We start from the raw sequence: 19,013 nt of genomic DNA, 5'->3' as shown, positions 1-19,013 counted from the left end.
GGGTTCAAACCCCTTTCGGCGATTTCTCTCACTTCGTTCGAGAAATGCGCCGGCCGGGACCCTCGCGAGCGAACAGCGTGAGCGACCGAGGGTACGGGCGGCGCACGACCGAAGGGAGTGCGCCGGCCGGGATTATGAACCAGAGGAAGACGGTCCTGCTCGCTCACTTCGTTCGCTGCGCGGGCTGCGACTTCCAGGGTTCAAATCCCTCTCGGCGATTTCTCTCACTTCGTTCGAGAAATGCGCCGGCCGGGATTTGAACCCGGGCCATGAGCTTGGAAGGCTCAGGTCCTACCACTAGACCACCGGCGCGCGTGGGTGCGTCCGTCGCTGACGCGTGTAGACGTAGGCCGAACGAATCCAATAAACGTTCCGTGTTCCCGACGCCGGACGGATATCTCGGGGCCCGATGTGGTTCCGAGCGGCAGATAGTACTTAAAACACCACAATATCGCGGGCCGTTCCCGCACGCTTAGAACGCTTTTCAGGGAGTTAGAAGCCGGTTGGGGGAATATACGGGCTGCCACTCAACGTTCATCCGTGAGGTGAGCACGATGTCATACCAATCAGGAAATCCACTGGTCGACGAGGTCGAGTTCGCGCTTGACGGTCCGTGGGCGGCGTACTGGATCGCCTTCCTACGCGTGGTGACCGGATGGTGGTTCTTCCACGCCGGCGTCACGAAACTCATCGAGGACGGGCTGTCATACACCTACGGCCCGATGTACATGCAGGAAATGACCGACACCGTGTTGGGCGGCATCCCCGTCTGGATGGGGAGCAACCTCGCGTGGCTCATCGAGCCGGGCGTGCCCCTGTTCGAGACGCTGATCGGGCTGGCGCTGATAGCGGGCGCGTTCATTCGGCTGGCCGCCTTCGGCGGGGTCATCTTCATGGTCCTGTTCTGGGTCGGCAACGCCGGCTTCGGTCACGGGCTGGTCAACAGCGACTTCATGGGGCTGCTGCTGTTCATCACCGTGATCATGCTGTCGGCCGGGCGCTACTACGGCCTCGACGCGCTCATCGAGAAGCTCGACGTCGTCAAGCAACACCCGAAACTCCGCTACCTGCTCGGTTAAGAGGTGACACCCAATGACTGACATCATCGATAAGGCGGCGATGGCGCTGAGCGCGGGACTGATGCTGCTCGGACTCGTCGGCATGGGGATCGTCGAGATCCTCGCCGGCGCGCCCTACAGCCCCGTCCCGATCACTAACGAGGCGGGCGAGGTCGTGGCGACGCCGCTGATCTCGCCGCAGATTCGGACGGGCGTCGTGCTGGCCGGCATCGCGGTGCTCGGCCTCTACGCGGCGTACAAGATCGCGACGCCGCTCGCGGACGACGCGGAGGCCGGCCACGAGACCGTGGCCGACTGAGCCGTGAGCCGAGCGTCGCGGTAACCGGCGCGATTACTCTTCTGCGTTCGCGTTCAACGATCCGTCAACGAGCCCCGGCTCCCTCGCCTCGTCCGTCCCTCCGTCGGCGCTCACCGACTGGCCGGAATCGGTCATCCCGAAGTCGAAGTCGGTGTCGGCGTCGCGGTCGCTGTCGGCGTCGCGGTCGCTGTCGTCGAATACGCCGAGATCGGTCTTCCCGTCGCCGACGTCGCGCTCGCCGTCCACCTCGAACCCCTCGGTCATCCGGCGCAGGTCCCGGGCGCGCTCGGTGAGCGCGTGGGCCTGCTCGGAGACGTCGCCGAGCGTTGCGGCCTGCTCCTCGGCGGTCGACGCGACCGTGGTCGCCTCAGCGGTCGTCTGCTGGCTGACGCCGGCCAAGTCGTCGACGGCACCGGTGACCTCGTTGACCGACGACGCCTGCGCGTCCATCGCGCCGGAGATCTCCTGGACGCCGTCGTCGGCCTCGGCCACCCGCGTCGCGACCTCGCTCAGGGCGTCGTCCGCGGTCTCGACCGTGTCGACGCCGGCGTCGACCCCCTCGCGGATCCGCGACATCTCCGCGACGCTCTCGTCGGTGCGCTCGCGGAGCCCGTCGATCAGCGCCTCGACCTCGGCCGCGGACGACTGCGTCTCCTCCGCGAGCGCCTTCACCTCCTCGGCGACGACGGCGAAGCCGGAGCCCGCCTCGCCCGCCCGCGCCGCCTCGATCGACGCGTTCAGCGCCAGCAGGTTCGTCTGGTCGGCGATCTCCGAGATCGTCTCGACGATCGCGTCCACCTCCGCCATCTCCGCTTCGAGGCGCTCGATCGTCTCGGTCGCCGACTCCGAGCGCTCCTCGACGTCGTGCAGCTCCGCGACCGCCGCGGCCGTGGCCTCGCGGCCCTCCTCGGTGACCGCGTTCGCCTCTCTGGAGGTGGTCGCGACCTGATCGGCGGAGGCGGCGACCTCCTCGACCGTGGCGGACATGTCCTCCATCTCGCCGGCGACCTCCGAGAGCCGCCGACTCTGTCGCTCCGCGCCGGCCGAGATCTCGTCGACCGCGTCGCTCGTCTCCCGGCCCGCGGCGGCGACCTCGTCCGCGCCGTCGGTGACCGCCTCGCTCCGGGCCGCGACCTGCCCGGCGAAGGCGTCCACCTCCGCGATGGCCCCCTCCAGCTCGTCCATCGCGTCGTTGAACCCGTCGGCGATGTCGGCGAGCGCGTCCGGATCGTCGGGCTCGACGTCGAGTCGGGCGGTGAGGTCGCCGTCGGCGCAATCGTCCATCGTCGCGCCGAACGCCGCCGCGCGCGACTCCAGCCGCTCCGCGAACGCCTCGCTCTCGGCCTTGGCGTCCTCGGCCCGCCGCTTCTGCGTCTCGGCCGACTCGATCTGTTCGCCGAGCGAGTCGCGCATCGTCGAGAACGCGCCGTAGAGGTCGCCGAACTCGTCGCGGCGCTCGGTGTCGAATCCGACGTCGAGGTCGCCGCTCTCCAGCGCCCGCGCCTTCCGAGTGAGTCGGTTCAGCTCCGCGACGGTGCCGCGGCCGAGCGTCGCGCCCAACAGACCGAGCCCGACGACCGCGACGCCGACGATAAGCAGCAGGTTCCGGCCGATCATCCCGGAGAGCGCGTACGCCTCCGCGAGGGGGACGTGGACGGCGACGTACCAGTCCTCCGAGGGGACCGGTGCGTACGCGACGAAGTACTCGGCGTCGTCGGTGAACTCGAAGGTCGCCGACGACACGTGACCGACCGCGGAGCCGGAGATCATCGCGTCCCGCACCTCGTCGGCGTACGGTTCGGCCACGGTCCCCTCGCGGTCGCTGGCCCCGATCACGCCGTCGGACTGGACGATAGTGGTGAACGAGCCGTCGGTCGGCTGCCGGAGGTCTCCGACGATCGACGCGAGCGACACCTCCATGACGAAGTAGTTGCGCCGCGGCGTGTACGCGACGTACGAGACGTGCCGCTCGTCGTCCACCTCGTACGTCGGCGACGTGTAGGTGTCCTCGCCGATCAGGAGACCGTCGCTGAGCCAGTTCTTCTCGGTGATCGCGGTGCCGCGCTCGTGGTCGGTCGAGGCGATCAGCGTGCCTTCCTGCCGGTTGACGTAGTGGAAGGCGACGATCTCGTCGGGCTGCCACGAGAGCTGCGAGGTGAGATAGCTCTCCACCTCTTCGGGCTCTCTCGTGAACCCGAAGGCGTCGCTGTCGGCCGTCTCTCTGGCGATCGAGCGGTGATCGCTGGTCCACACGTCGATCTCCGTGGCGCTCAACTCAGCGACCGCGGTGTAGTCCTGTTGGGCGTTGGCCTCCAGGCGGTCCGTCGTCTCCGCGTAGGTGACCGCGCCGACGGCGCCGATGGCCAGGACGACGAGGATCACGACGACCGCGAACTTGGCGAGGTAGCTCCGAGTGATCGCGCCTGGACTCAGGCGCCGGAGGAGGCGATCGAGGCGAGTCGAACTCATTGACTCGACGGCCGCGGCACCGATGCTTTAAACCTCTCCCCGCGGTATCCGTCGTGATAATTAGGGGCGAGGTCCCGTGACCACGGCGTAGCAGTTCCCGCTGGAGACGGTCGATTCGACGACTGAGAGCCGGCTGTTATCGATATCGGCGTCGAACTCGTCGGGCGCGTAGACGTGATAATACCGCGGGACCGTCTCGCCGCCGGGGAGCGTCCAGTCGACGGTCGTGTCGAACCCCTCCGTCCGGTCGAAGCGGTCGTGGGCGGTGCTCCACGCGCTCACGAGCGCGACCCCGCCCGGCGCGAGGACCCGCGCGAGTTCGTCGAGGCTTCGAACGCGGGCGGCGTGGGGCGAGAGGTGGTGGAGCGTGGCGACGTACGTGGCGAGCCCGACCGCGTCGTCGGCGATCGGGAGGGCGGCGGCGTCGCCGTGAACGAGGTCCAGCGCGTCGGCGAAGTCGCGCTCGCGGGCCCGCGTCGCCGCCTCGCGCAGGAGCGCTCGGCTCAGGTCGATACCGACGACCGACTCCGCGCGGGCGGCGAGCAGCTCCGCGTGGCGGCCGTTGCCGCAGCCGACGTCGAGCGCGCGCGTCGCCGACCGACCCTCCAGGAACGACTCGACCTCCGGCCACGCGTACTCGCGGGTCTTCGCGAAGTGCGCGGCGATGCGGTCGTACGTCGACTGCGGGTCCGTTTCCATGCCGGTCGGTCGGCGCCGAGCGACATAGCTCCGGTGACTGGCGGTCCGGCGAGAGAGGGCGGTCCGGCGGGGAGACGACCCGGCGAGAGAGGGCTGCCCGACGCGCGTCCCGTCACACCATGCCGATGACGGCGAAGGTGAGGAGCGTCAGCGCGAGGAGGACGACCACGTGTTTCACCCCGTCCCTGACCGAGCCCTCGCCGAGCTGGCCGGCGACGATCCCGGAGCAGACGGCCTGCACGGCCGCGGCGTGGAAGAACAGCTGCTCGTAGGCGAACGCGTCGATGTCGCCGAGACCGTCGGTGATCCCGGTCGGGCCGCTCGGCGCGCCGGGAACGGTGCCCGCCCCGCCGCCGCTCGGGATCGCGGCCTCCTCGATGGCCGGGATGAAGGAGACGGACAGCGCGGTGATGATCCCGAGGAAGACGAGGAAGGAGATGTAGATCACGATGAGGTACGTGAGCATGACCTGCCGGCGCTCCCGCCGGAGTGACCACGTCGCTCGCGACTCGTCGGCCGCGATCCGGAGCACGGGCCCGATGTCGCCGCTCGCGTGCATCGCGTTCGTCACCAGCGCCACGGCCCGGGAGGTCATCGGCGATCGGACCCGGCGCTCCAACCGGCGGAGCGCGGTGCTCACGTCGGCGCCCCAGTCGATGTCGCGGCGGGTGCGCTTCAGGTCGGCCGTCAGCTCCTCCAGGTTCGAGTCGGCGACGCGCCGGACGCTCCCGACGACCGAGGTGCCGGCCTCGTTGACGCTCGCGAGGCGGTCGAGGAAGTCGGGCACCGACGACTCGATCCGGCGGACGCGCCGCTTCCGGACCTCGTAGACGACCGCGTACACCGCGAGGGCCAACGCCGTCGCGACGACGATCGGCGTCTCGATCTGCGCGACCATCTCGGTCGGCGACCCGAGCGTGACCGGGAAGGCGAAGCCGAGCAGCCCGAGGACCGCGAGCGGCACGGTCAGGAGGAACGACGTCCACGGGGCCTCGACCGCGTTCTCGACTGGCGACGCGGCCCACCGTCGCAGTCGCCGGACTCGGTCGTACGCCCGGAGCCGCTCCCGGCTGACGGCCCAGCGGTCGGCCTCGCCGGCGACCCCGCCGGCGCCGCCCGGGTCGCTCTCGGTCCCCTCGGCGACGCCGCCGTCGGATCGGGCTTCGGCCGTCGCCGCGCTTCCCGCGCCGTCGGTCCCCGTGAGTCGGCCGTCGCTCTGACCGCCGGGAGCGGTTTCGCCGCCCCCGATGTCGCCGGTCACGCCGGTCGCGCTGTCGTCGGCCGGCTCCGAGAGGTCGACGCTCTCCGTTCCGCCTACCCCCTGCGTCACGCTGTCGACGTAGACGACGAACCCGAACGTCGCCAGCGGGACGCCGAGGTAGACGACGACGCGGAGCAGCGGGAGCGTGTCCTCCAGCACGAGGCCGATGACGACGAGGATGGTGATGAAGAAGAGCGGCCCGGCGACGAGGGCCGTGACGTACGCCTCCGCGAACGTCGACAGCAGCTCAAGGTAGCGCTCCTGTTTCGACTCGGCCTCCGCCTGGTACAGCTCGTACTGGTCCGCGAGGAACGCCGAGATCGACTGTCCGGTGCCGAGGACCGAGGCGAGGTTCTCAGAGAAGTCGGCCAGGTCGTCGCTCGGCGTCCGGCGCGCGGTGCGCTGGAGCGCGGTCAGGGCGTCGGTACCGAACGCGTTCATGTCGCGGACGGCGACCGACAGCTCCGTGGCCGCCTCGCCGTACACCGCCTCGTTCTCCGCGAGCGTGTCCATCACACGCGGGAACGCCATCCCCGACCGCGAGAGCGCGTACATGAACGCGACCGTCCGCGGGAGAGTGGCGTCGATCTCGGCGGCTCGGGCGTGCGCCCGTTGGCTCAGCAGCTCCCACCGCCCGTAGTAGGTGCCGGCCGCGAGCGCGGAGCCGAGCGTCGCCGAGGCGAAGGTGAGCAAGAGGAACAGCCCCGGGAGATCGAGCGTCGCCAGCCCCGCGACGCCGGCGAGGAAGGAGAGCGACCCCGGCAGCGCCGCGCGGATCGCCTCCGCGCCGACGTCGAGCGCGCGGAGGAGCGCGGCGGCCGCGTACACCCCGAGCACGCTCCCCGCGACGCCGAGCGCGCCGGCGTACAGCAGCGTCCGAGAGGCGTACGCCCGGTGGGTCCCGGCGACGTGGGCGGCGTGCAACAGGTCGCGCTGGCGCCGTCGCCGGGGGCCGTCCTCCGCGACATAGTCGCCGAACAGCGACAGCGCGACCCGAGTGACCAACAGGTCGACGCGGCGGGAGACGACCGGTAACAGCAGCGCCAAACAAAGTCCGAGCGCGGCGAACAGCGGGAGCGAAGCGATCATCGCGGCGGGTCTCCGACTCCGGGCGACTCCGTCTCGTCCCCGGCCGGCCCCCGCCCGTCGTCCGGCGTAGTCGTATCGGCCGGCCCCCGCCCGTCGTCCGGCGTAGTCGTACCGGCCGGCCCACGCCCGTCGTCCGGCGCGGTCGCCTCGTCCGGCACGGCGGCGCCCTCGGCGTCCGCCGCCCGCTCCGTTAGCCGGTTCATCACGCGGTCGGGGTCGGCGTAGTACTCGTTGACGAGGGCCGTGAACGTCCGGTAGTCCGTGATGCCGAGCGCGCGGAGCAGCTCCAGGAAGCGCTCGCGGCGCCGGATCTCGCGGAGCAGCTCGGAGCGGGACCAGCCGCGCTCGTCGGCGATCTCGTCCATGAGCGACGAGTCGTTGCGGCGGAACTCGTCGGTCTCGGCGTCCCACTCGAACGCGGAGGAGTAGTCGAGCTCGCCGGTCCGCTGGTCGATGCCCCCGATCTCGCCGATCGTCTTCGCGCGGCGGACCCGCTGGTCGCCCGAGCGGGTCAGCGTCTGGATCGAGAGCATGTCGAGGGACTGCACCATCGCGCGCGGCACGTTGATCGGCTCGTTCTCCAGCCGGTTTATCACCGTCTCGATCGAGTCGGCGTGCATCGTCGAGAAGGTGGTGTGACCCGTGTTCATCGCCTGGAACAGCGTGATCGCCTCGTCGCCGCGCACCTCGCCGACGACGATGTACTCGGGGCGGTGGCGCAGCGCGGACCGGAGCAGGTCGTACATGTCGATGTCGGTCCCCTCGTAGCGGCGCTCGCGGGTGACCGAGGAGAGCCAGTTGTCGTGGTACAAGGAGAGCTCGCGGGTGTCCTCGATGGTGAGCACCTTCGCGCGCGGCGGGACGAACATCGACACCGCGTTCATCGAGGTTGTCTTCCCCGAGGCGGTGCCGCCGGCGAAGATGAGGCTCTTGTTGTGCTCGATACAGAGCCAGAAGTACGCCATCTGCTCGACCGAGAAGGTGCCGTACTCCACGAGGTCGATCGGCGTGAACGGGTCCTCGGCGTACTGGCGGATCGTGAACGCGGAGCCGCGGGGGGTCACCTCCTCGCCGAGCGCGAGCTCGGCGCGGGAGCCGTCCGGCAGCGTCGTCTCCACGATCGGGTCGCCGACGGAGACGTGGCGCCCGGACTGCTGGGCGAGCCGGATGACGTAGTTGTCGAGCTCGCCCTTCGCGAACGAGACGTTCGTCTCGATGTCGGTGTAGTCGTCGTGGTAGACGAAGATCGGGAGGTCGTACCCGTCACAGGAGACGTCCTCGATGTGGCGGTCGTTCAGCAGGGGGTCGACCTTCCCGTAGCCGCGGAAGTCACGGTAGAGGTAGTACGCGAGCGCGTGGAACGTCGCCATGTCGGCCTCGACGCCGTACCCCTCCAACAACGCCTGCAGCTCCTTCCGAAGCGTCTCCTCGTCGGTCTTGCCGGTCCCCTCGCGGTACAGCAGTGGATCGCGGATGTCGTCGACGACGCGGTCGAGGAGGTCGCGCTCGAACTCGTCGAGGTCCGGCTCGACCGCGTAGTACCGGTGCTCGCTCTCGGCGTCGTCGTAGGTGATCACGACGTACGCGTACGGGGCGTTCACCCAGTAGCGGTCGACCTCGCGCTCGCCCTCCGGCACCGTGAAGTCGGCGAGCGGGCCGTCCTCGCCCGGGCGGAAGGAGCGGACGTCGAGTTCCGACCCCCGCAGTATCTCCCACGTTCGAGAGAGCCGCCGCCGGAGGGCCTCGAAGCGGTCCCCGGCGTCGTCGCGAGCGTCACTCGCCATCTCGTTACGGTCCGTATGCGGCGTGGTGGTTTAAATTCCACCGAGCGATTATCAACCGCGAGGCCGGGGGCGAGAGCCCGGCGTCAGCCTCAGTCTCGGCCGTCCGCGCTGGAACCCGCCCGTTACGTTGATACGTACCGACCGCAAACAACAACATAGGCAATGCGGCGTGACTACTTCGAACTGACCGTCGAGGGCGTTGGCGACGGCGCCGACGAGCGGGCGACGCCCGTCGTCCGGATCGATTTCCACGGGCCGGAGGGACTCCTACGCGACCGGCTCTCTGACACGGAGGGCGACCTTCTCGATGCCGCCGAGGTGGACGTGGCGTTCCGTCTCCGAGAACCGCTCTCCGACACTGCCGACCCCGAGGGCGTGGTCGGCGTGACGAACCGATACACCGGGGACTTCGTGCTGGAGCTCAACGAGACCGCGACGGACGTCCTCCCGTTCATCCACGCCGCGCGCGACTCGGCCGACGACGAGGACGCTCGCTACCGCGTCGTGATCGACGTCGAGGGCGAACGGCTCGTCTCCTACGACAAGGACACGTTCCTCGTCTACGACCACGAGGGGAACCTCCTCCGCAGCGAGAGCCTGATCCCCTCCGGCGTGGAGCTGTAGCGCCGGTCCCCGCCGCTCGTTTCTCCCGCGGCCGCCCAGATACTCACGTTGTCCCCCGCGACCGCTCAGATACTCACGTTGTCGCCGACGAGCCGAACCTCGTCGCCCGGCCGCAGCTCGAACGCCCCGTCGCCGCGGCCGTCGTTGACGTCGCACTCCACGTAGCCGTGGCTCCCGATCGTGACGAGTCGGTCGCCCGGATCGACCGCGCCGAACGTCTCCGCGACGGGCGTGAGCTCGCCGTTGACTCGGATCCAGTCGCTGCCGCGGACGAGCTCGCCCGGGACGTTCGTGACGACGTTACCGAACCGGTCGATGACGAGCACCTCGCCGTCGACGGCAACGGGGTCGCCGTCCTCGTCGCGCTCGACGGTCGGCTCGGGGAACGCGATGTCGACCGGGTCGCTCGCGGGCGAGAGGTCGGCCATCGAGTCGAGGGCGGCGGCGACTCCCTCCGGACCCGCGGCCGCGGACCCCTCGTCGAGCCGAGCGCGGACCCGCGCCGCGACCGGCGCGAACACGTCGCGGCCGTGGAACGTCTGGCTCGCGGGGTCGTCGACGTCGACGGCGAACGCCTCCACGTCGGGGGCGTCGCCTCCCGCTTCCGCGCCGGCGCTCTCCGCCGCCGACCGCTCGGCGAGCGCCCTCGCGGGCGGCATCGCGAGCCCGTTGTCGGGCGCCACGAGCACGTGGGCCCCGGCGCGGACGACGAGCGCGTCCCGGTCGGTGCCGACGCCGGGGTCGACGACGGCGCAGTGGACGGCCGGCGGGAACTCCGGGAGGACGAACCGGAGCCAGAACGCGGCCGCCCGCGGGTCGCCGCGCGGGAGGTCGTGGGCGACGTCGATCATCTCGGCGTCCGTGCGGCGTCGGATCACGCCCTTCATCGCGGCGGGGTACGGCGAGCCGAAGTCCGAGGCGAGCGTTATCATACGCGATCCGAACGCCGGCTGATTCCTAAAAGGCGGCGACTACGCGTCCACCGGCGACTACGCGTCCACCGGCGACTACGCGTCCATCGGGGGCTCGCCGTTCGTGTCGGTCTCGGCGATCCGGCGGATGCGCTCGACGCCGTCGATCTCCTCGATCACGCGACTGACGGCCTCCGGGACCAGCGCCTCCCAGTCGGCGCCGTGTATCATCCGCTCGCGGAGCTCCGTCCCTTCCAGCACGTCCCGGCGGAACATGGGGGAGCCGCGCACTTCGACGCCGGCCTCCTCGAACAGCCGGACGACGAGCGGGTTGTTCGAGTAGGCCACGTCGAATCGCGGGGTCATGCTCTGGACGTGGCTCACCCACACGGAGTTGCGGTCGAGGTCCTCGATGGGCACGACGTAGGTGGTGACGTCGAGGTGCTCGACGGCCTTCGTCACCATCATCACGCGCTCGCCGGCCGTGAACGGGTTCCGAGTGGTGTGGGAGTCGCCGGCGGAACCGATCCCCAACACGAGCTCGTCGACCTCGCCGGCGATCTCCTCGACCATGTGCCGGTGTCCGTCGTGAAACGGCTGATACCGCCCGATGTAGAACCCGCGCATGGATCCACGTTGGGCGGCCAGTATTTATAAACCCCGTGGGACGCCCCAAACGGAGATATCGGTGCCTATAGCCGCTCATGGACCGTTTTCTCTGTGTCTCAACGGATCGCCCGCGGGGAGAAAGTATATCAGTAGCCGACCCTTCGTTTTTCATAGCGATATCCGATTCTATGAGCAACGAAAAGGACGCGAACGACCCGCCGACCGAGGACCCCGAGAACCCGGACGAAACCGGGTCAGAGGCCTCGGATCCGGCGGGGAACGGCGAGGACGCCCCCGACGACGTCGCTCCCGACGACGGCGCTCGCGCGCCCGGCGAGGCCGACGAGGCCGAGGAGTCGGCGGACCGCGAGGAGCCGGTGGACGGCGAGGAGCCGGACGAGGTCTGGGACGACGGGATCGTCGTCGACGACGACCCGCGCCCGGACGACGCCGAGCCGGGTCACGGGGACGAGACCGGCGTCACCCCCGAGGGTGTCACCGAACAGAGCGAGGACGGCGACATCGACGAGCTCGGGAGCTCAGTCGAGGTCGAGGGTGCCGAGATCGAAGAAGACCCGGACGAGGACGACCTCCTCGGGGGACTCAAGATCGACACCACCGCCGAACTCGAGATCCCCGACCGCCTCGTCGACCAGGTGATCGGGCAGGAGCACGCCCGCGACGTGATCATCAAGGCGGCCAAGCAGCGCCGGCACGTGATGATGATCGGCTCGCCCGGGACCGGGAAGTCGATGCTCGCGAAAGCGATGTCCGAGCTGCTCCCGAAAGAGGAGCTGCAGGACGTCCTCGTCTACCACAACCCGGACGACGGTAACAAGCCGAAGGTCCGGACCGTGCCGGCGGGGAAGGGCGACCAGATCGTCGACGCGCACCGCGAGGAGGCGCGCAAACGCAACCAGATGCGGTCGCTGCTGATGTGGATCATCATCGCCGTCGTGCTGGGCTACGCGCTCATCATCGTCGGCCAGATCCTCGTCGGCATCATCGCCGCCGGGGTCGTCTACCTCGTCTTCCGCTACCTCAACCGCGGCTCCGACGCGATGATCCCGAACCTGCTGGTGAACAACGGCGACACGAAGACGGCGCCGTTCCGCGACGCGACCGGCGCGCACGCCGGCGCGCTGCTCGGCGACGTCCGGCACGACCCGTTCCAGTCCGGCGGGATGGAGACGCCCAGCCACGACCGCGTCGAGGCCGGGGCCATCCACAAGGCGAACAAGGGCGTGCTGTTCATCGACGAGATCAACACGCTCGACATCCGCAGCCAGCAGCACCTCATGACGGCGATCCAGGAGGGCGAGTTCTCGATCACGGGCCAGTCCGAGCGCTCCTCGGGCGCGATGGTCCAGACCGAGCCCGTCCCGACCGACTTCGTCATGATCGCGGCCGGGAACCTCGACGCGATGGAGAACATGCACCCGGCCCTCCGGAGCCGTATCAAGGGGTACGGCTACGAGGTGTACATGGAGGACACCATCGAGGACACCCCGGAGATGCGCCGGAAGTACGTCCGGTTCATCGCCCAGGAGGTCGCGAAGGACGGCCGCCTGCCGGAGTTCACGGCCGAGGCCGTCGAGGAGATCATCCTCGAAGCCAAGCGCCGGTCCGGCCGGAAGGGCCACCTCACGCTGAAGATGCGGAACCTCGGCGGGATGGTCCGCGTCGCCGGCGACATCGCCCGCGGCGAGGACGCCGAGATGACGTCCCGCGAGCACGTGCTGCAGGCGAAGGGGCGCTCGCGCTCCATCGAACAGCAGCTCGCGGACGACTTCATCGAGCGCCGGAAGGACTACGAGCTGCAGGTCTCCGACGGCTACGTCGTCGGCCGCGTCAACGGGCTCGCCGTGATGGGCGAGGACTCCGGGATCATGCTCCCGGTGATGGCCGAGGTCGCGCCCTCGCAGGGGCCCGGCGAGGTCATCGCCACGGGCCAGCTGAAGGAGATGGCCCAGGAGTCGGTGTCAAACGTCTCCGCGATCATCAAGAAGTTCTCCGACGAGAACATCTCGGAGATGGACATCCACATCCAGTTCGTGCAGGCGGGCCAGCAGGGCGTCGACGGCGACTCCGCGTCCATCACGGTCGCGACCGCCGTCATCTCCGCGTTAGAGAACGTCGGCGTCGACCAGAGCCTCGCGATGACCGGCTCGCTGTCGGTGCGCGGCGACGTGCTCCCCGTCGGCGGCGTGACCCACAAGATCGAGGCGGCCGCGAAGGCCGGCTGCACCCGGGTCATCATCCCGCAGGCGAACGAGCAGGACGTGATGATCGAAGACGAGTACAAGGAGATGGTCGAGATCATCCCGGTCTCGCACATCAGCGAGGTGCTCGACATCGCGCTGGAGGGCGAGGCCGAGAAGGACTCGCTGGTCTCCCGGCTCAAGTCGATCACCGGCTCGGCCCTGAAGGAGGGGAGCGTCTCCGGTCCCTCCAGCCCGAGCCCGCAGTAAGACCGCCTCGACACCGCACCAGATGCCGGACTGGGCGGCGTTCGCGCTCGCGGCCGCCGCCCTGACGCTGTCGCTTCTCTTTCTGACTCGTCGCTCGGAGCGACTGCTGGAGCGGGCCCGGATCGCCGACTCCCGGGACGAGGTCAGCGACGCTCCGAGCGACGTCGGTGACGCCGGTCGCGACCCCCGAGGGGAAGCCGACGGGAACGCCGCCGACACCGAGAGCGACCCCGACGCTCCCGGCGTCGAGGGAGCCGCCGACACCGGGGCCGGCCCCGCGATCCGCCGGCCAGACGACCGCCCGGTCCTCACGACGCGACTGCTGCTCCTCAACGCCGCCGCGTCGCAGGCGGGCGGACTCGTCGTCCTCGCCGCGGTCGCGTGGTGGGCCGCGGTGCCGGCGGCGGCGTTCGGCGTCGGCGGGACGCACCCGACGCTCGGCGTCGGGCCAGTCGCGTCGCTGGGGACCCCCGCGCTCGTCGCGGTCGGCGTCACCGCGGGAATCGCTCTCACCACCGGCAACGAGGCGGCCGCCCGACTGGGTTCGCGCGTCGGCCTCGCGCCGTCGGACCGGCTCCGCGCAGCGATGGCTCCCGGGACGGCCGGCGAGTGGGTCCTGCTGCTCATCGTCGCGCTCCCGGTCGTCGCGGTCTTCGAGGAGGCGCTGTTCCGCGGCGCGCTGGTCGGCGCGCTCGCGGCGGGCTTCGCGGTCGACCCGTGGCTCCTCGCGGTCGGCTCGTCGGTCGCCTTCGGCCTCGGCCACGGGGCGCAGGGGCGGTTGGGAATCGTCGTCGCGGGCGCGCTCGGGCTGGCGCTCGCGGGGCTGTTCGTCGCCACGGGGAGCCTGCTCGTCCCGGTCGTCGCCCACTACGTCGTCAACGCCGTCGAGTTCGCCGTTCACGAGCGGTCGTAGCGGGTCCCGCGGTGGGAAGCGCCCCGCCCCCTTTTTATTCCACCGGGACGAACGACGGACGATGAGCGGGAAACCGACCGTCGGCGAGTACATGACCCGCGACGTCGAGACCGTCAGCCCCGACGAGACGGTCGGCGAGGTCGCGCGGCGGATGGCCGAGAGCGACGGTCACAACGGGTTCCCCGTCACGCAGGGGCGGACCGTCGAGGGGTTCGTCTCGGCCGCCGACCTGCTGCTCGCCGACGACGAGGCCCCCGTCTTCACCGTGATGTCCGACGACCTCATCGTCGCGCACCCGGACATGAAGGTGACCGACGCCGCCCGGGTCATCCTCCGCTCCGGGATCCAACGGCTCCCCGTCGTCGACGACGCCGACAACCTCGTTGGGATCATCTCGAACACGGACGTGGTCCGCTCGCAGATCGAGCGCGCCACGCCCAGCAAGGTCGGGAAGCTGATGCGGACCCTCGAACAGATCCACGGCGTCGCGCTCTCGGAGGAGCGCCGCGAGGTCCGGCTCACCGACCTCATCCCGACGCAGGCTCGGGTGTACGCCGACGAGCTGGAGGGGCGTCAGTACGAGCTGCAGCGCGGGCTCGCGGAGCCGCTGGTCGTCATCGACAACGGCGGCACGCTCCACCTCGCCGACGGCCACCACCGGGTGATGGCCGCCCACGAGGCGGGCATCGAGACGATGGACGCGTACGTGATCGTCCCCGAGCGCGCGGTCGACCTCGGGATGGCCAAGACCGCCGAGAAGGAGGGGTTAGACGACATCACCGACATCGAGATCGTCGACTACGCGCGACACCCCCTCGTGGAGACGACCAAGCGGCTGCAGTGACCGAGGAACGCGGACCGTCGGCGACCGGGGTCGACGACGGGTGGATTTATGTAATTAGACGGAAATGAATCGGCCATGGGATCTCGCATCCGACGCGCACTCTCCCGGGCAACGCTCGCCGCGGTCGGCGGGGCCGCCGGCGCCGCGGTCGGCGGACTGATCAGTCGACAGGCCGCGAGCAGCGGCGCCGCCCTCGGCGCGTTCGCCGGCGCGACCGTCGCTGACGTCCGGTCCGATCCGGGCGGCTTCCTCGCCGCACTGCGGTCGGACGACGAGGACGAAGCGCTCGACGAGGCCGACGACGCGGCGACCGCATAGCGAGGCGACGGGTCGGGCCGCCGAGCGCCCGCGGCCGTTCGGGAACGCCTATACGCCGGGGACGAGTAGCCGCCGGTAATGACCGACACCGACGCCGACGCGGGCTGGTTCGCGGGCCGCGCCGCGGACGAGGCGGCCGGGGGCGACGCGGCCGAGGCCGCCCGCGATCGGATCTCGGACGGCGAGGCAGAGGAGCCGCGCGACTGGCCGGCGCTCGCCGTCGGCTCCGGGTTCGCGGAGTCGACCGACGACTACTACGACCGGCTCCACGAGGCGACCGTGGCGGCGACCCGCGCGACCGTCCGCGAGCGCGAGCGCGCCGACGACCGACAGCTGATCCACGCCGTGCGGGCGATGGACGACTGCGAACGAACCGCCAACGAGCTGGCCGAGCGCGCCGCCGAGTGGGCGGGGAGCCTGTTCGACGACGCGGAGCCGGGGATCGAGGGCGCCCGCGCGGTGGCGGACCGCGACCCCGAGAGCGAACTGGAACGCCGCGCCGTGTCGCTCGCGGAGCGCGTCGTCGAGCTGGACGCGGAGCGCGACGCGCTCGCCGAGACGATCGATCGGATCGCGCCCGCGGTCGCGCCGAACCTCGCCGAGATGGCCGGCCCGGAGCTCGCGGCGCGGCTGATCGCCCTCGCCGGCGGGCTGGAGTCGCTCGCAAAGAAGCCCTCCGGCACGGTGCAGGTGCTCGGCGCGGAGGACGCGCTGTTCGCGCACCTCTCCGGGCGCGCCCCCTCCCCGAAACACGGGATTATCTACACCCACGACTACGTCCGAAACACCCGGCCCGAGGACCGGGGGTCGGCCGCGCGCGCGCTCGCCGGGAAGCTGACGCTCGCGGCCCGCGTCGACCACTACGCCGGGGAGCGCCGGGAGACGCTCCACGCGGAGCTCCGCGAGCGGATGGCGACGATACGGGCGCGGGCGGAGCCGGACGACGAGATCGGCGGTCCCGACGACGCCGCCGCCGACGCGGGGGGTGACGCGTGAGCGACCCCTCGCTCCCCGACGGCGTCGAACGCCGCGAGATCGCCGGCGAGACGCGGCTCGCGACGCGCGGCCCGCCCGTGTACGGCGAGCCGACCGCCGACGGCTGGCGGGCGTGGGACCCGGAGCGCTCGAAGCTCGGCGGGATGTTGGAGCTCGGATTCGACACCGGGCTGACCGGCGGGGAAACCGTCCTGTACCTCGGCGCCGCCAGCGGGACGACCGTCAGCCACGTCGCCGACTTCGCGGGGCCGACGTACGCGGTCGAGTTCGCCCCGCGCCCCGCCCGCGACCTCCTCGACGCCGCGGAGCCGCGCGACCGGCTGTTCCCGTTGCTGAAGGACGCCCGGAAGCCGGAGACGTACGCGCACGTCGTGGAGGCCGACGTCGACGCGATCGTCGAAGACGTCGCGACCCGCGGGCAGGCGGCCGTGGCGACGCGGAACGCGCGGTTCCTCGCGGACGACGGTCGGCTGCTGCTCGCGGTGAAGGCGCGAAGCGAGGACGCTACCGCGGAGCCGACCGACGTGTTCGAGGCCGCGCTCGACGAGCTCCGCGAGACGTACGAGATCCTGGAGACGCGGCGGCTCGACCGATACCACGAGGACCACCTCGGCGTCGTGGCGACGCCGCGTTGAATCGTCATCTGGCCGCCTTCGCTCATCCCTCCGGGTCGAACAGGTCCTCTATCCGGCAGTCGAAGTGGGCGGCCAGCTCGAACGCGAGCTCCAGCGACGGGTCGTACCGCTCGCGTTCGATGGCGTTGATGGTCTGTCGGCTGACGTCGACGGCGGCGGCGAGGTCCGCCTGGCTTTCGTCGGTTTCGGCGCGTCGCTCGCGGATCTCGTTTCTCATCTCCGACGCCCCCGGGCCACGGTGCTCATGTGCGCCGCCCGTAGTAGAGGACCGCGGCGCCGAACACGGCGAACACCGCGAAGAGCGTCCAGGTCGCGCCGTAGAACTCGCCCGGGAGGTCGACGTGTCCCGTCTCCGCCAACACGAGACCGCCGGGGGTGCCGAGCACGAAGGCGTACGCGAAGACGTTCAGCGTGGTCTGGCTCGCCCGGCGCTCGATGGCGGCGTCGCGTTCGTCGTACAGCGTCGCGGGGCTGAACCGCTGGACGAGCCCCATGCCGATGACGCCGGCCCAGTAGAGGGCGACGCCGAGGACGAACCGGTCGAGGGCGATGGCGACGAACAGGGCGGCGATGCCGGCGCCGAGCAGCGCGTAGGCGATGCGTTTGTACCGTTTCCTCGCGGAAGGCCGCGTCGTCGCGGGGGTGGTGTGTTCGCTCATTCGAGATCGAAAGCGAGTGTAAAGCTCGCTTTACAGTAAAGTATACTTTACACTCACTGATAAATATTTCGCCGATATCGGCCGAGAGACGGCCGGAGGGTTCTCAGACGGCGACTCTCGGTCGAGGGACAGCCGTCGGTCGCGCGGGCTACCAGGTCGGCGGCGAGAAGCCGGCGTCTTCCAGGATCGGCTTCCACCGCTTCTGCACGGAGAGCCGGGAGACGTCCATCGCGTCGGCGACGGCGGACTGCGACCGCTCCTGCCCGCGGATCAGCGCGGCGGCGTAGAGGCTTGCGGCGGCGGCGACGCGCTTCCCGCGGTCGTCGTCGGGCGCCCGCGACAAGAAGAGGTCGGTCGCCGTCGAGAGCGCCTCGTCGTCGAGGTCGAGCGTCGCGCACGCGTCGTCGATCCGGTCGAGCCACGCCGCGTTGTCGACGCGATCGCTCGCTCGGTACATACCGCCACGTTGGGGGGTGCGGTATAAAAAGGCCGCGCGAGGCGACACCGCGTATCGGGGCGGCGGGCGGCCGTCGAGAAACGGGGGCGATCGCCCCGTCCGTCGCCCTGAAGTCGACGCCGTCCGTACGTCCGGTATGTCCACGCAAGCGTGGGACGAGACGCGGGTGCGCGAGCTGCACGACGACCTGGTGTCGCTGTACGAGCCGGTGGACAGGGTGGCCGAGCACGGCGCCGACCCGACCGCCGAGCCCGGCGAGGGCGTGCGCCAGCTGGTGACGACGATCCTCTCGCAGAACGTCGCCGACGCGAACACGAGCCGGGCGGCCGAGGCGCTGTTCGACCGCTACGACGACTTCGCGGCGATCGAGGCGGCCGACCACGGCGAGCTGGCCGAGACGATCCGCGTCGCGGGGCTCGCCGACCAGAAGGCCGCCCGGATACAGCGCGCGCTCGCCGCGGTCCGCGAGGAGACCGGCGGCGCCTACTCGCTGGCGTTCCTCGACGCGATGCCGACCGACGACGCGAAGGACTGGCTCACGGCGATCAAGGGGGTCGGTCCGAAGACCGCGAGCGTCGTCCTGAACTTCCACTTCGGCAAGCCGACGATGGCGGTCGACACACACGTCGAGCGCGTCTCGAAGCGCTTCGGGCTCGTCTCGGAGTCGGCCTCGAACCAGGCGGCCCACGACGCCCTCGACGAGCTCGTGCCCGACGAGCTGATCTACCCGCTCCACGTGCTGTTGATCCGCCACGGCCGGACCCACTGTTCGGCGCGCGGCGCCGACTGCGACAACCCCGTCTGCGCGGCCTACTGCGACTGCGAGTTCTGCGCGTGACTGCGAGCCCCCGCAGAAGAACGAGCGCCTATGGTCGTCCGGCCGATAGGGCCGGGCAA

Annotated in this window: 19 protein-coding genes and 1 tRNA gene; 10 read left to right on the top strand and 10 right to left on the bottom strand. The window is 70.4% G+C overall.

The features are described 5' to 3' along the window. Positions 1–241: 241 nt before the first annotated feature. Positions 242–312 (bottom strand) — tRNA-Gly (locus DJ82_RS11325). A gap of 242 nt (positions 313–554) precedes the next feature. Between DJ82_RS11325 and DJ82_RS11320 the strand changes: the two genes are divergently transcribed. Together DJ82_RS11320 and DJ82_RS11315 are read left to right on the top strand one after the other, a co-directional pair. Next, positions 555–1,079 (top strand): DoxX family protein, encoded by a 525-nt coding sequence (locus DJ82_RS11320; protein WP_094581834.1) that lies wholly within the window; start codon positions 555–557, stop codon positions 1,077–1,079. Between the two features lie 13 nt (positions 1,080–1,092). Continuing rightward, positions 1,093–1,377, top strand: a complete 285-nt coding sequence (locus DJ82_RS11315; RefSeq protein ID WP_094523871.1) for a hypothetical protein — start codon at positions 1,093–1,095, stop codon at positions 1,375–1,377. Positions 1,378–1,410: 33 nt separating this feature from the next. Here the strand turns inward: DJ82_RS11315 and DJ82_RS11310 are convergent, their stop codons facing one another. The 4 genes from DJ82_RS11310 to DJ82_RS11295 form a co-directional block, all read right to left on the bottom strand. Continuing rightward, complete coding sequence (locus tag DJ82_RS11310) at positions 1,411–3,846, bottom strand: methyl-accepting chemotaxis protein (protein ID WP_094581833.1); 2,436 nt, start codon at positions 3,844–3,846, stop codon at positions 1,411–1,413. Between the two features lie 60 nt (positions 3,847–3,906). Next, entirely contained in the window at positions 3,907–4,545 is a 639-nt protein-coding gene (locus DJ82_RS11305) for a class I SAM-dependent methyltransferase (RefSeq protein WP_094581832.1), read from the bottom strand. Between the two features lie 112 nt (positions 4,546–4,657). After that, the gene (locus DJ82_RS11300; RefSeq protein WP_094581831.1) at positions 4,658–6,895 is read right to left on the bottom strand and encodes a type II secretion system F family protein; all 2,238 of its coding nucleotides are present in this window, start codon (positions 6,893–6,895) and stop codon (positions 4,658–4,660) included. Continuing rightward, complete coding sequence (locus DJ82_RS11295; protein ID WP_094558320.1) at positions 6,892–8,679, bottom strand: type II/IV secretion system ATPase subunit; 1,788 nt, start codon at positions 8,677–8,679, stop codon at positions 6,892–6,894. Before DJ82_RS11295 ends, DJ82_RS11300 begins: the two co-directional genes overlap by 4 nt. Positions 8,680–8,841: 162 nt before the next feature. Between DJ82_RS11295 and DJ82_RS11290 the strand changes: the two genes are divergently transcribed. Further along, positions 8,842–9,303 carry a DUF5793 family protein gene (locus DJ82_RS11290; protein ID WP_094526938.1) on the top strand — a complete coding sequence of 154 codons (462 nt, stop codon included), beginning with the start codon at positions 8,842–8,844 and terminating at the stop codon, positions 9,301–9,303. 65 nt (positions 9,304–9,368) lie between these two features. Here DJ82_RS11290 and DJ82_RS11285 read toward each other — a convergent pair whose 3' ends face one another. Continuing rightward, positions 9,369–10,235: an S-adenosyl-l-methionine hydroxide adenosyltransferase family protein gene (locus DJ82_RS11285; protein ID WP_094523877.1), complete on the bottom strand. Its 867-nt coding sequence runs from the start codon at positions 10,233–10,235 to the stop codon at positions 9,369–9,371. 75 nt (positions 10,236–10,310) lie between these two features. After that, a complete protein-coding gene (locus DJ82_RS11280) occupies positions 10,311–10,841 on the bottom strand; it encodes a nicotinamide-nucleotide adenylyltransferase (protein WP_094523878.1) in 531 nt (176 codons plus the stop codon). A 170-nt stretch (positions 10,842–11,011) separates the two neighbouring features. Between DJ82_RS11280 and lonB the strand changes: the two genes are divergently transcribed. From lonB to DJ82_RS11250, 6 genes are all read left to right on the top strand, one after another. After that, positions 11,012–13,294 carry an ATP-dependent protease LonB gene (gene lonB / locus DJ82_RS11275; RefSeq protein WP_094526937.1) on the top strand — a complete coding sequence of 761 codons (2,283 nt, stop codon included), beginning with the start codon at positions 11,012–11,014 and terminating at the stop codon, positions 13,292–13,294. Positions 13,295–13,316: 22 nt separating this feature from the next. After that, positions 13,317–14,207, top strand: coding sequence for a CPBP family intramembrane glutamic endopeptidase (locus DJ82_RS11270; protein WP_094581830.1), 891 nt, complete (start codon positions 13,317–13,319; stop codon positions 14,205–14,207). A gap of 61 nt (positions 14,208–14,268) precedes the next feature. Next, a complete protein-coding gene (locus DJ82_RS11265) occupies positions 14,269–15,051 on the top strand; it encodes a CBS domain-containing protein (protein ID WP_094523881.1) in 783 nt (260 codons plus the stop codon). Between the two features lie 75 nt (positions 15,052–15,126). Continuing rightward, on the top strand, positions 15,127–15,369 hold the full coding sequence (locus DJ82_RS11260; protein WP_094523882.1) for a hypothetical protein: 243 nt from the start codon (positions 15,127–15,129) through the stop codon (positions 15,367–15,369). 78 nt (positions 15,370–15,447) lie between these two features. Then, positions 15,448–16,365, top strand: coding sequence for an NOP5/NOP56 family protein (locus DJ82_RS11255; RefSeq protein WP_094581829.1), 918 nt, complete (start codon positions 15,448–15,450; stop codon positions 16,363–16,365). Next, entirely contained in the window at positions 16,362–17,000 is a 639-nt protein-coding gene (locus DJ82_RS11250; RefSeq protein WP_094581828.1) for a fibrillarin-like rRNA/tRNA 2'-O-methyltransferase, read from the top strand. Before DJ82_RS11255 ends, DJ82_RS11250 begins: the two co-directional genes overlap by 4 nt. Before the next feature lie 22 nt (positions 17,001–17,022). On the opposite strand, the gene DJ82_RS11245 is transcribed toward DJ82_RS11250, so the two are convergent. From DJ82_RS11245 to DJ82_RS11235, 3 genes are all read right to left on the bottom strand, one after another. Continuing rightward, positions 17,023–17,217: a helix-turn-helix transcriptional regulator gene (locus tag DJ82_RS11245; RefSeq protein ID WP_094581827.1), complete on the bottom strand. Its 195-nt coding sequence runs from the start codon at positions 17,215–17,217 to the stop codon at positions 17,023–17,025. A gap of 25 nt (positions 17,218–17,242) precedes the next feature. Then, positions 17,243–17,659: a DUF2178 domain-containing protein gene (locus tag DJ82_RS11240; protein WP_094581826.1), complete on the bottom strand. Its 417-nt coding sequence runs from the start codon at positions 17,657–17,659 to the stop codon at positions 17,243–17,245. Positions 17,660–17,807: 148 nt separating this feature from the next. Further along, a complete protein-coding gene (locus DJ82_RS11235; RefSeq protein ID WP_094581825.1) occupies positions 17,808–18,116 on the bottom strand; it encodes a cyclin in 309 nt (102 codons plus the stop codon). Between the two features lie 136 nt (positions 18,117–18,252). Between DJ82_RS11235 and nth the strand changes: the two genes are divergently transcribed. Then, complete coding sequence (nth, locus tag DJ82_RS11230; protein ID WP_094581824.1) at positions 18,253–18,954, top strand: endonuclease III; 702 nt, start codon at positions 18,253–18,255, stop codon at positions 18,952–18,954. Positions 18,955–19,013: the final 59 nt, after the last annotated feature.

This window comes from Halorubrum sp. Ib24, assembly GCF_002252745.1.
Classification (GTDB): Archaea; Halobacteriota; Halobacteria; order Halobacteriales; family Haloferacaceae; genus Halorubrum.
This window is presented reverse-complemented; position numbering and strand designations above follow the sequence as displayed.

Coding starts and splice junctions, on each gene's coding strand:
- DJ82_RS11295 (WP_094558320.1), bottom strand. CDS start 8,679: ATGGCGAGTGACGCTCGCGACGACGCCGGGGACCGCTTCGAGGCCCTC.
- lonB (WP_094526937.1), top strand. CDS start 11,012: ATGAGCAACGAAAAGGACGCGAACGACCCGCCGACCGAGGACCCCGAG.
- DJ82_RS11310 (WP_094581833.1), bottom strand. CDS start 3,846: ATGAGTTCGACTCGCCTCGATCGCCTCCTCCGGCGCCTGAGTCCAGGC.
- DJ82_RS11320 (WP_094581834.1), top strand. CDS start 555: ATGTCATACCAATCAGGAAATCCACTGGTCGACGAGGTCGAGTTCGCG.
- DJ82_RS11285 (WP_094523877.1), bottom strand. CDS start 10,235: ATGATAACGCTCGCCTCGGACTTCGGCTCGCCGTACCCCGCCGCGATG.
- DJ82_RS11235 (WP_094581825.1), bottom strand. CDS start 18,116: ATGTACCGAGCGAGCGATCGCGTCGACAACGCGGCGTGGCTCGACCGG.
- DJ82_RS11260 (WP_094523882.1), top strand. CDS start 15,127: ATGGGATCTCGCATCCGACGCGCACTCTCCCGGGCAACGCTCGCCGCG.
- DJ82_RS11305 (WP_094581832.1), bottom strand. CDS start 4,545: ATGGAAACGGACCCGCAGTCGACGTACGACCGCATCGCCGCGCACTTC.
- DJ82_RS11280 (WP_094523878.1), bottom strand. CDS start 10,841: ATGCGCGGGTTCTACATCGGGCGGTATCAGCCGTTTCACGACGGACAC.
- nth (WP_094581824.1), top strand. CDS start 18,253: ATGTCCACGCAAGCGTGGGACGAGACGCGGGTGCGCGAGCTGCACGAC.
- DJ82_RS11315 (WP_094523871.1), top strand. CDS start 1,093: ATGACTGACATCATCGATAAGGCGGCGATGGCGCTGAGCGCGGGACTG.
- DJ82_RS11270 (WP_094581830.1), top strand. CDS start 13,317: ATGCCGGACTGGGCGGCGTTCGCGCTCGCGGCCGCCGCCCTGACGCTG.
- DJ82_RS11300 (WP_094581831.1), bottom strand. CDS start 6,895: ATGATCGCTTCGCTCCCGCTGTTCGCCGCGCTCGGACTTTGTTTGGCG.
- DJ82_RS11245 (WP_094581827.1), bottom strand. CDS start 17,217: ATGAGAAACGAGATCCGCGAGCGACGCGCCGAAACCGACGAAAGCCAG.
- DJ82_RS11255 (WP_094581829.1), top strand. CDS start 15,448: ATGACCGACACCGACGCCGACGCGGGCTGGTTCGCGGGCCGCGCCGCG.
- DJ82_RS11240 (WP_094581826.1), bottom strand. CDS start 17,659: ATGAGCGAACACACCACCCCCGCGACGACGCGGCCTTCCGCGAGGAAA.
- DJ82_RS11265 (WP_094523881.1), top strand. CDS start 14,269: ATGAGCGGGAAACCGACCGTCGGCGAGTACATGACCCGCGACGTCGAG.
- DJ82_RS11290 (WP_094526938.1), top strand. CDS start 8,842: ATGCGGCGTGACTACTTCGAACTGACCGTCGAGGGCGTTGGCGACGGC.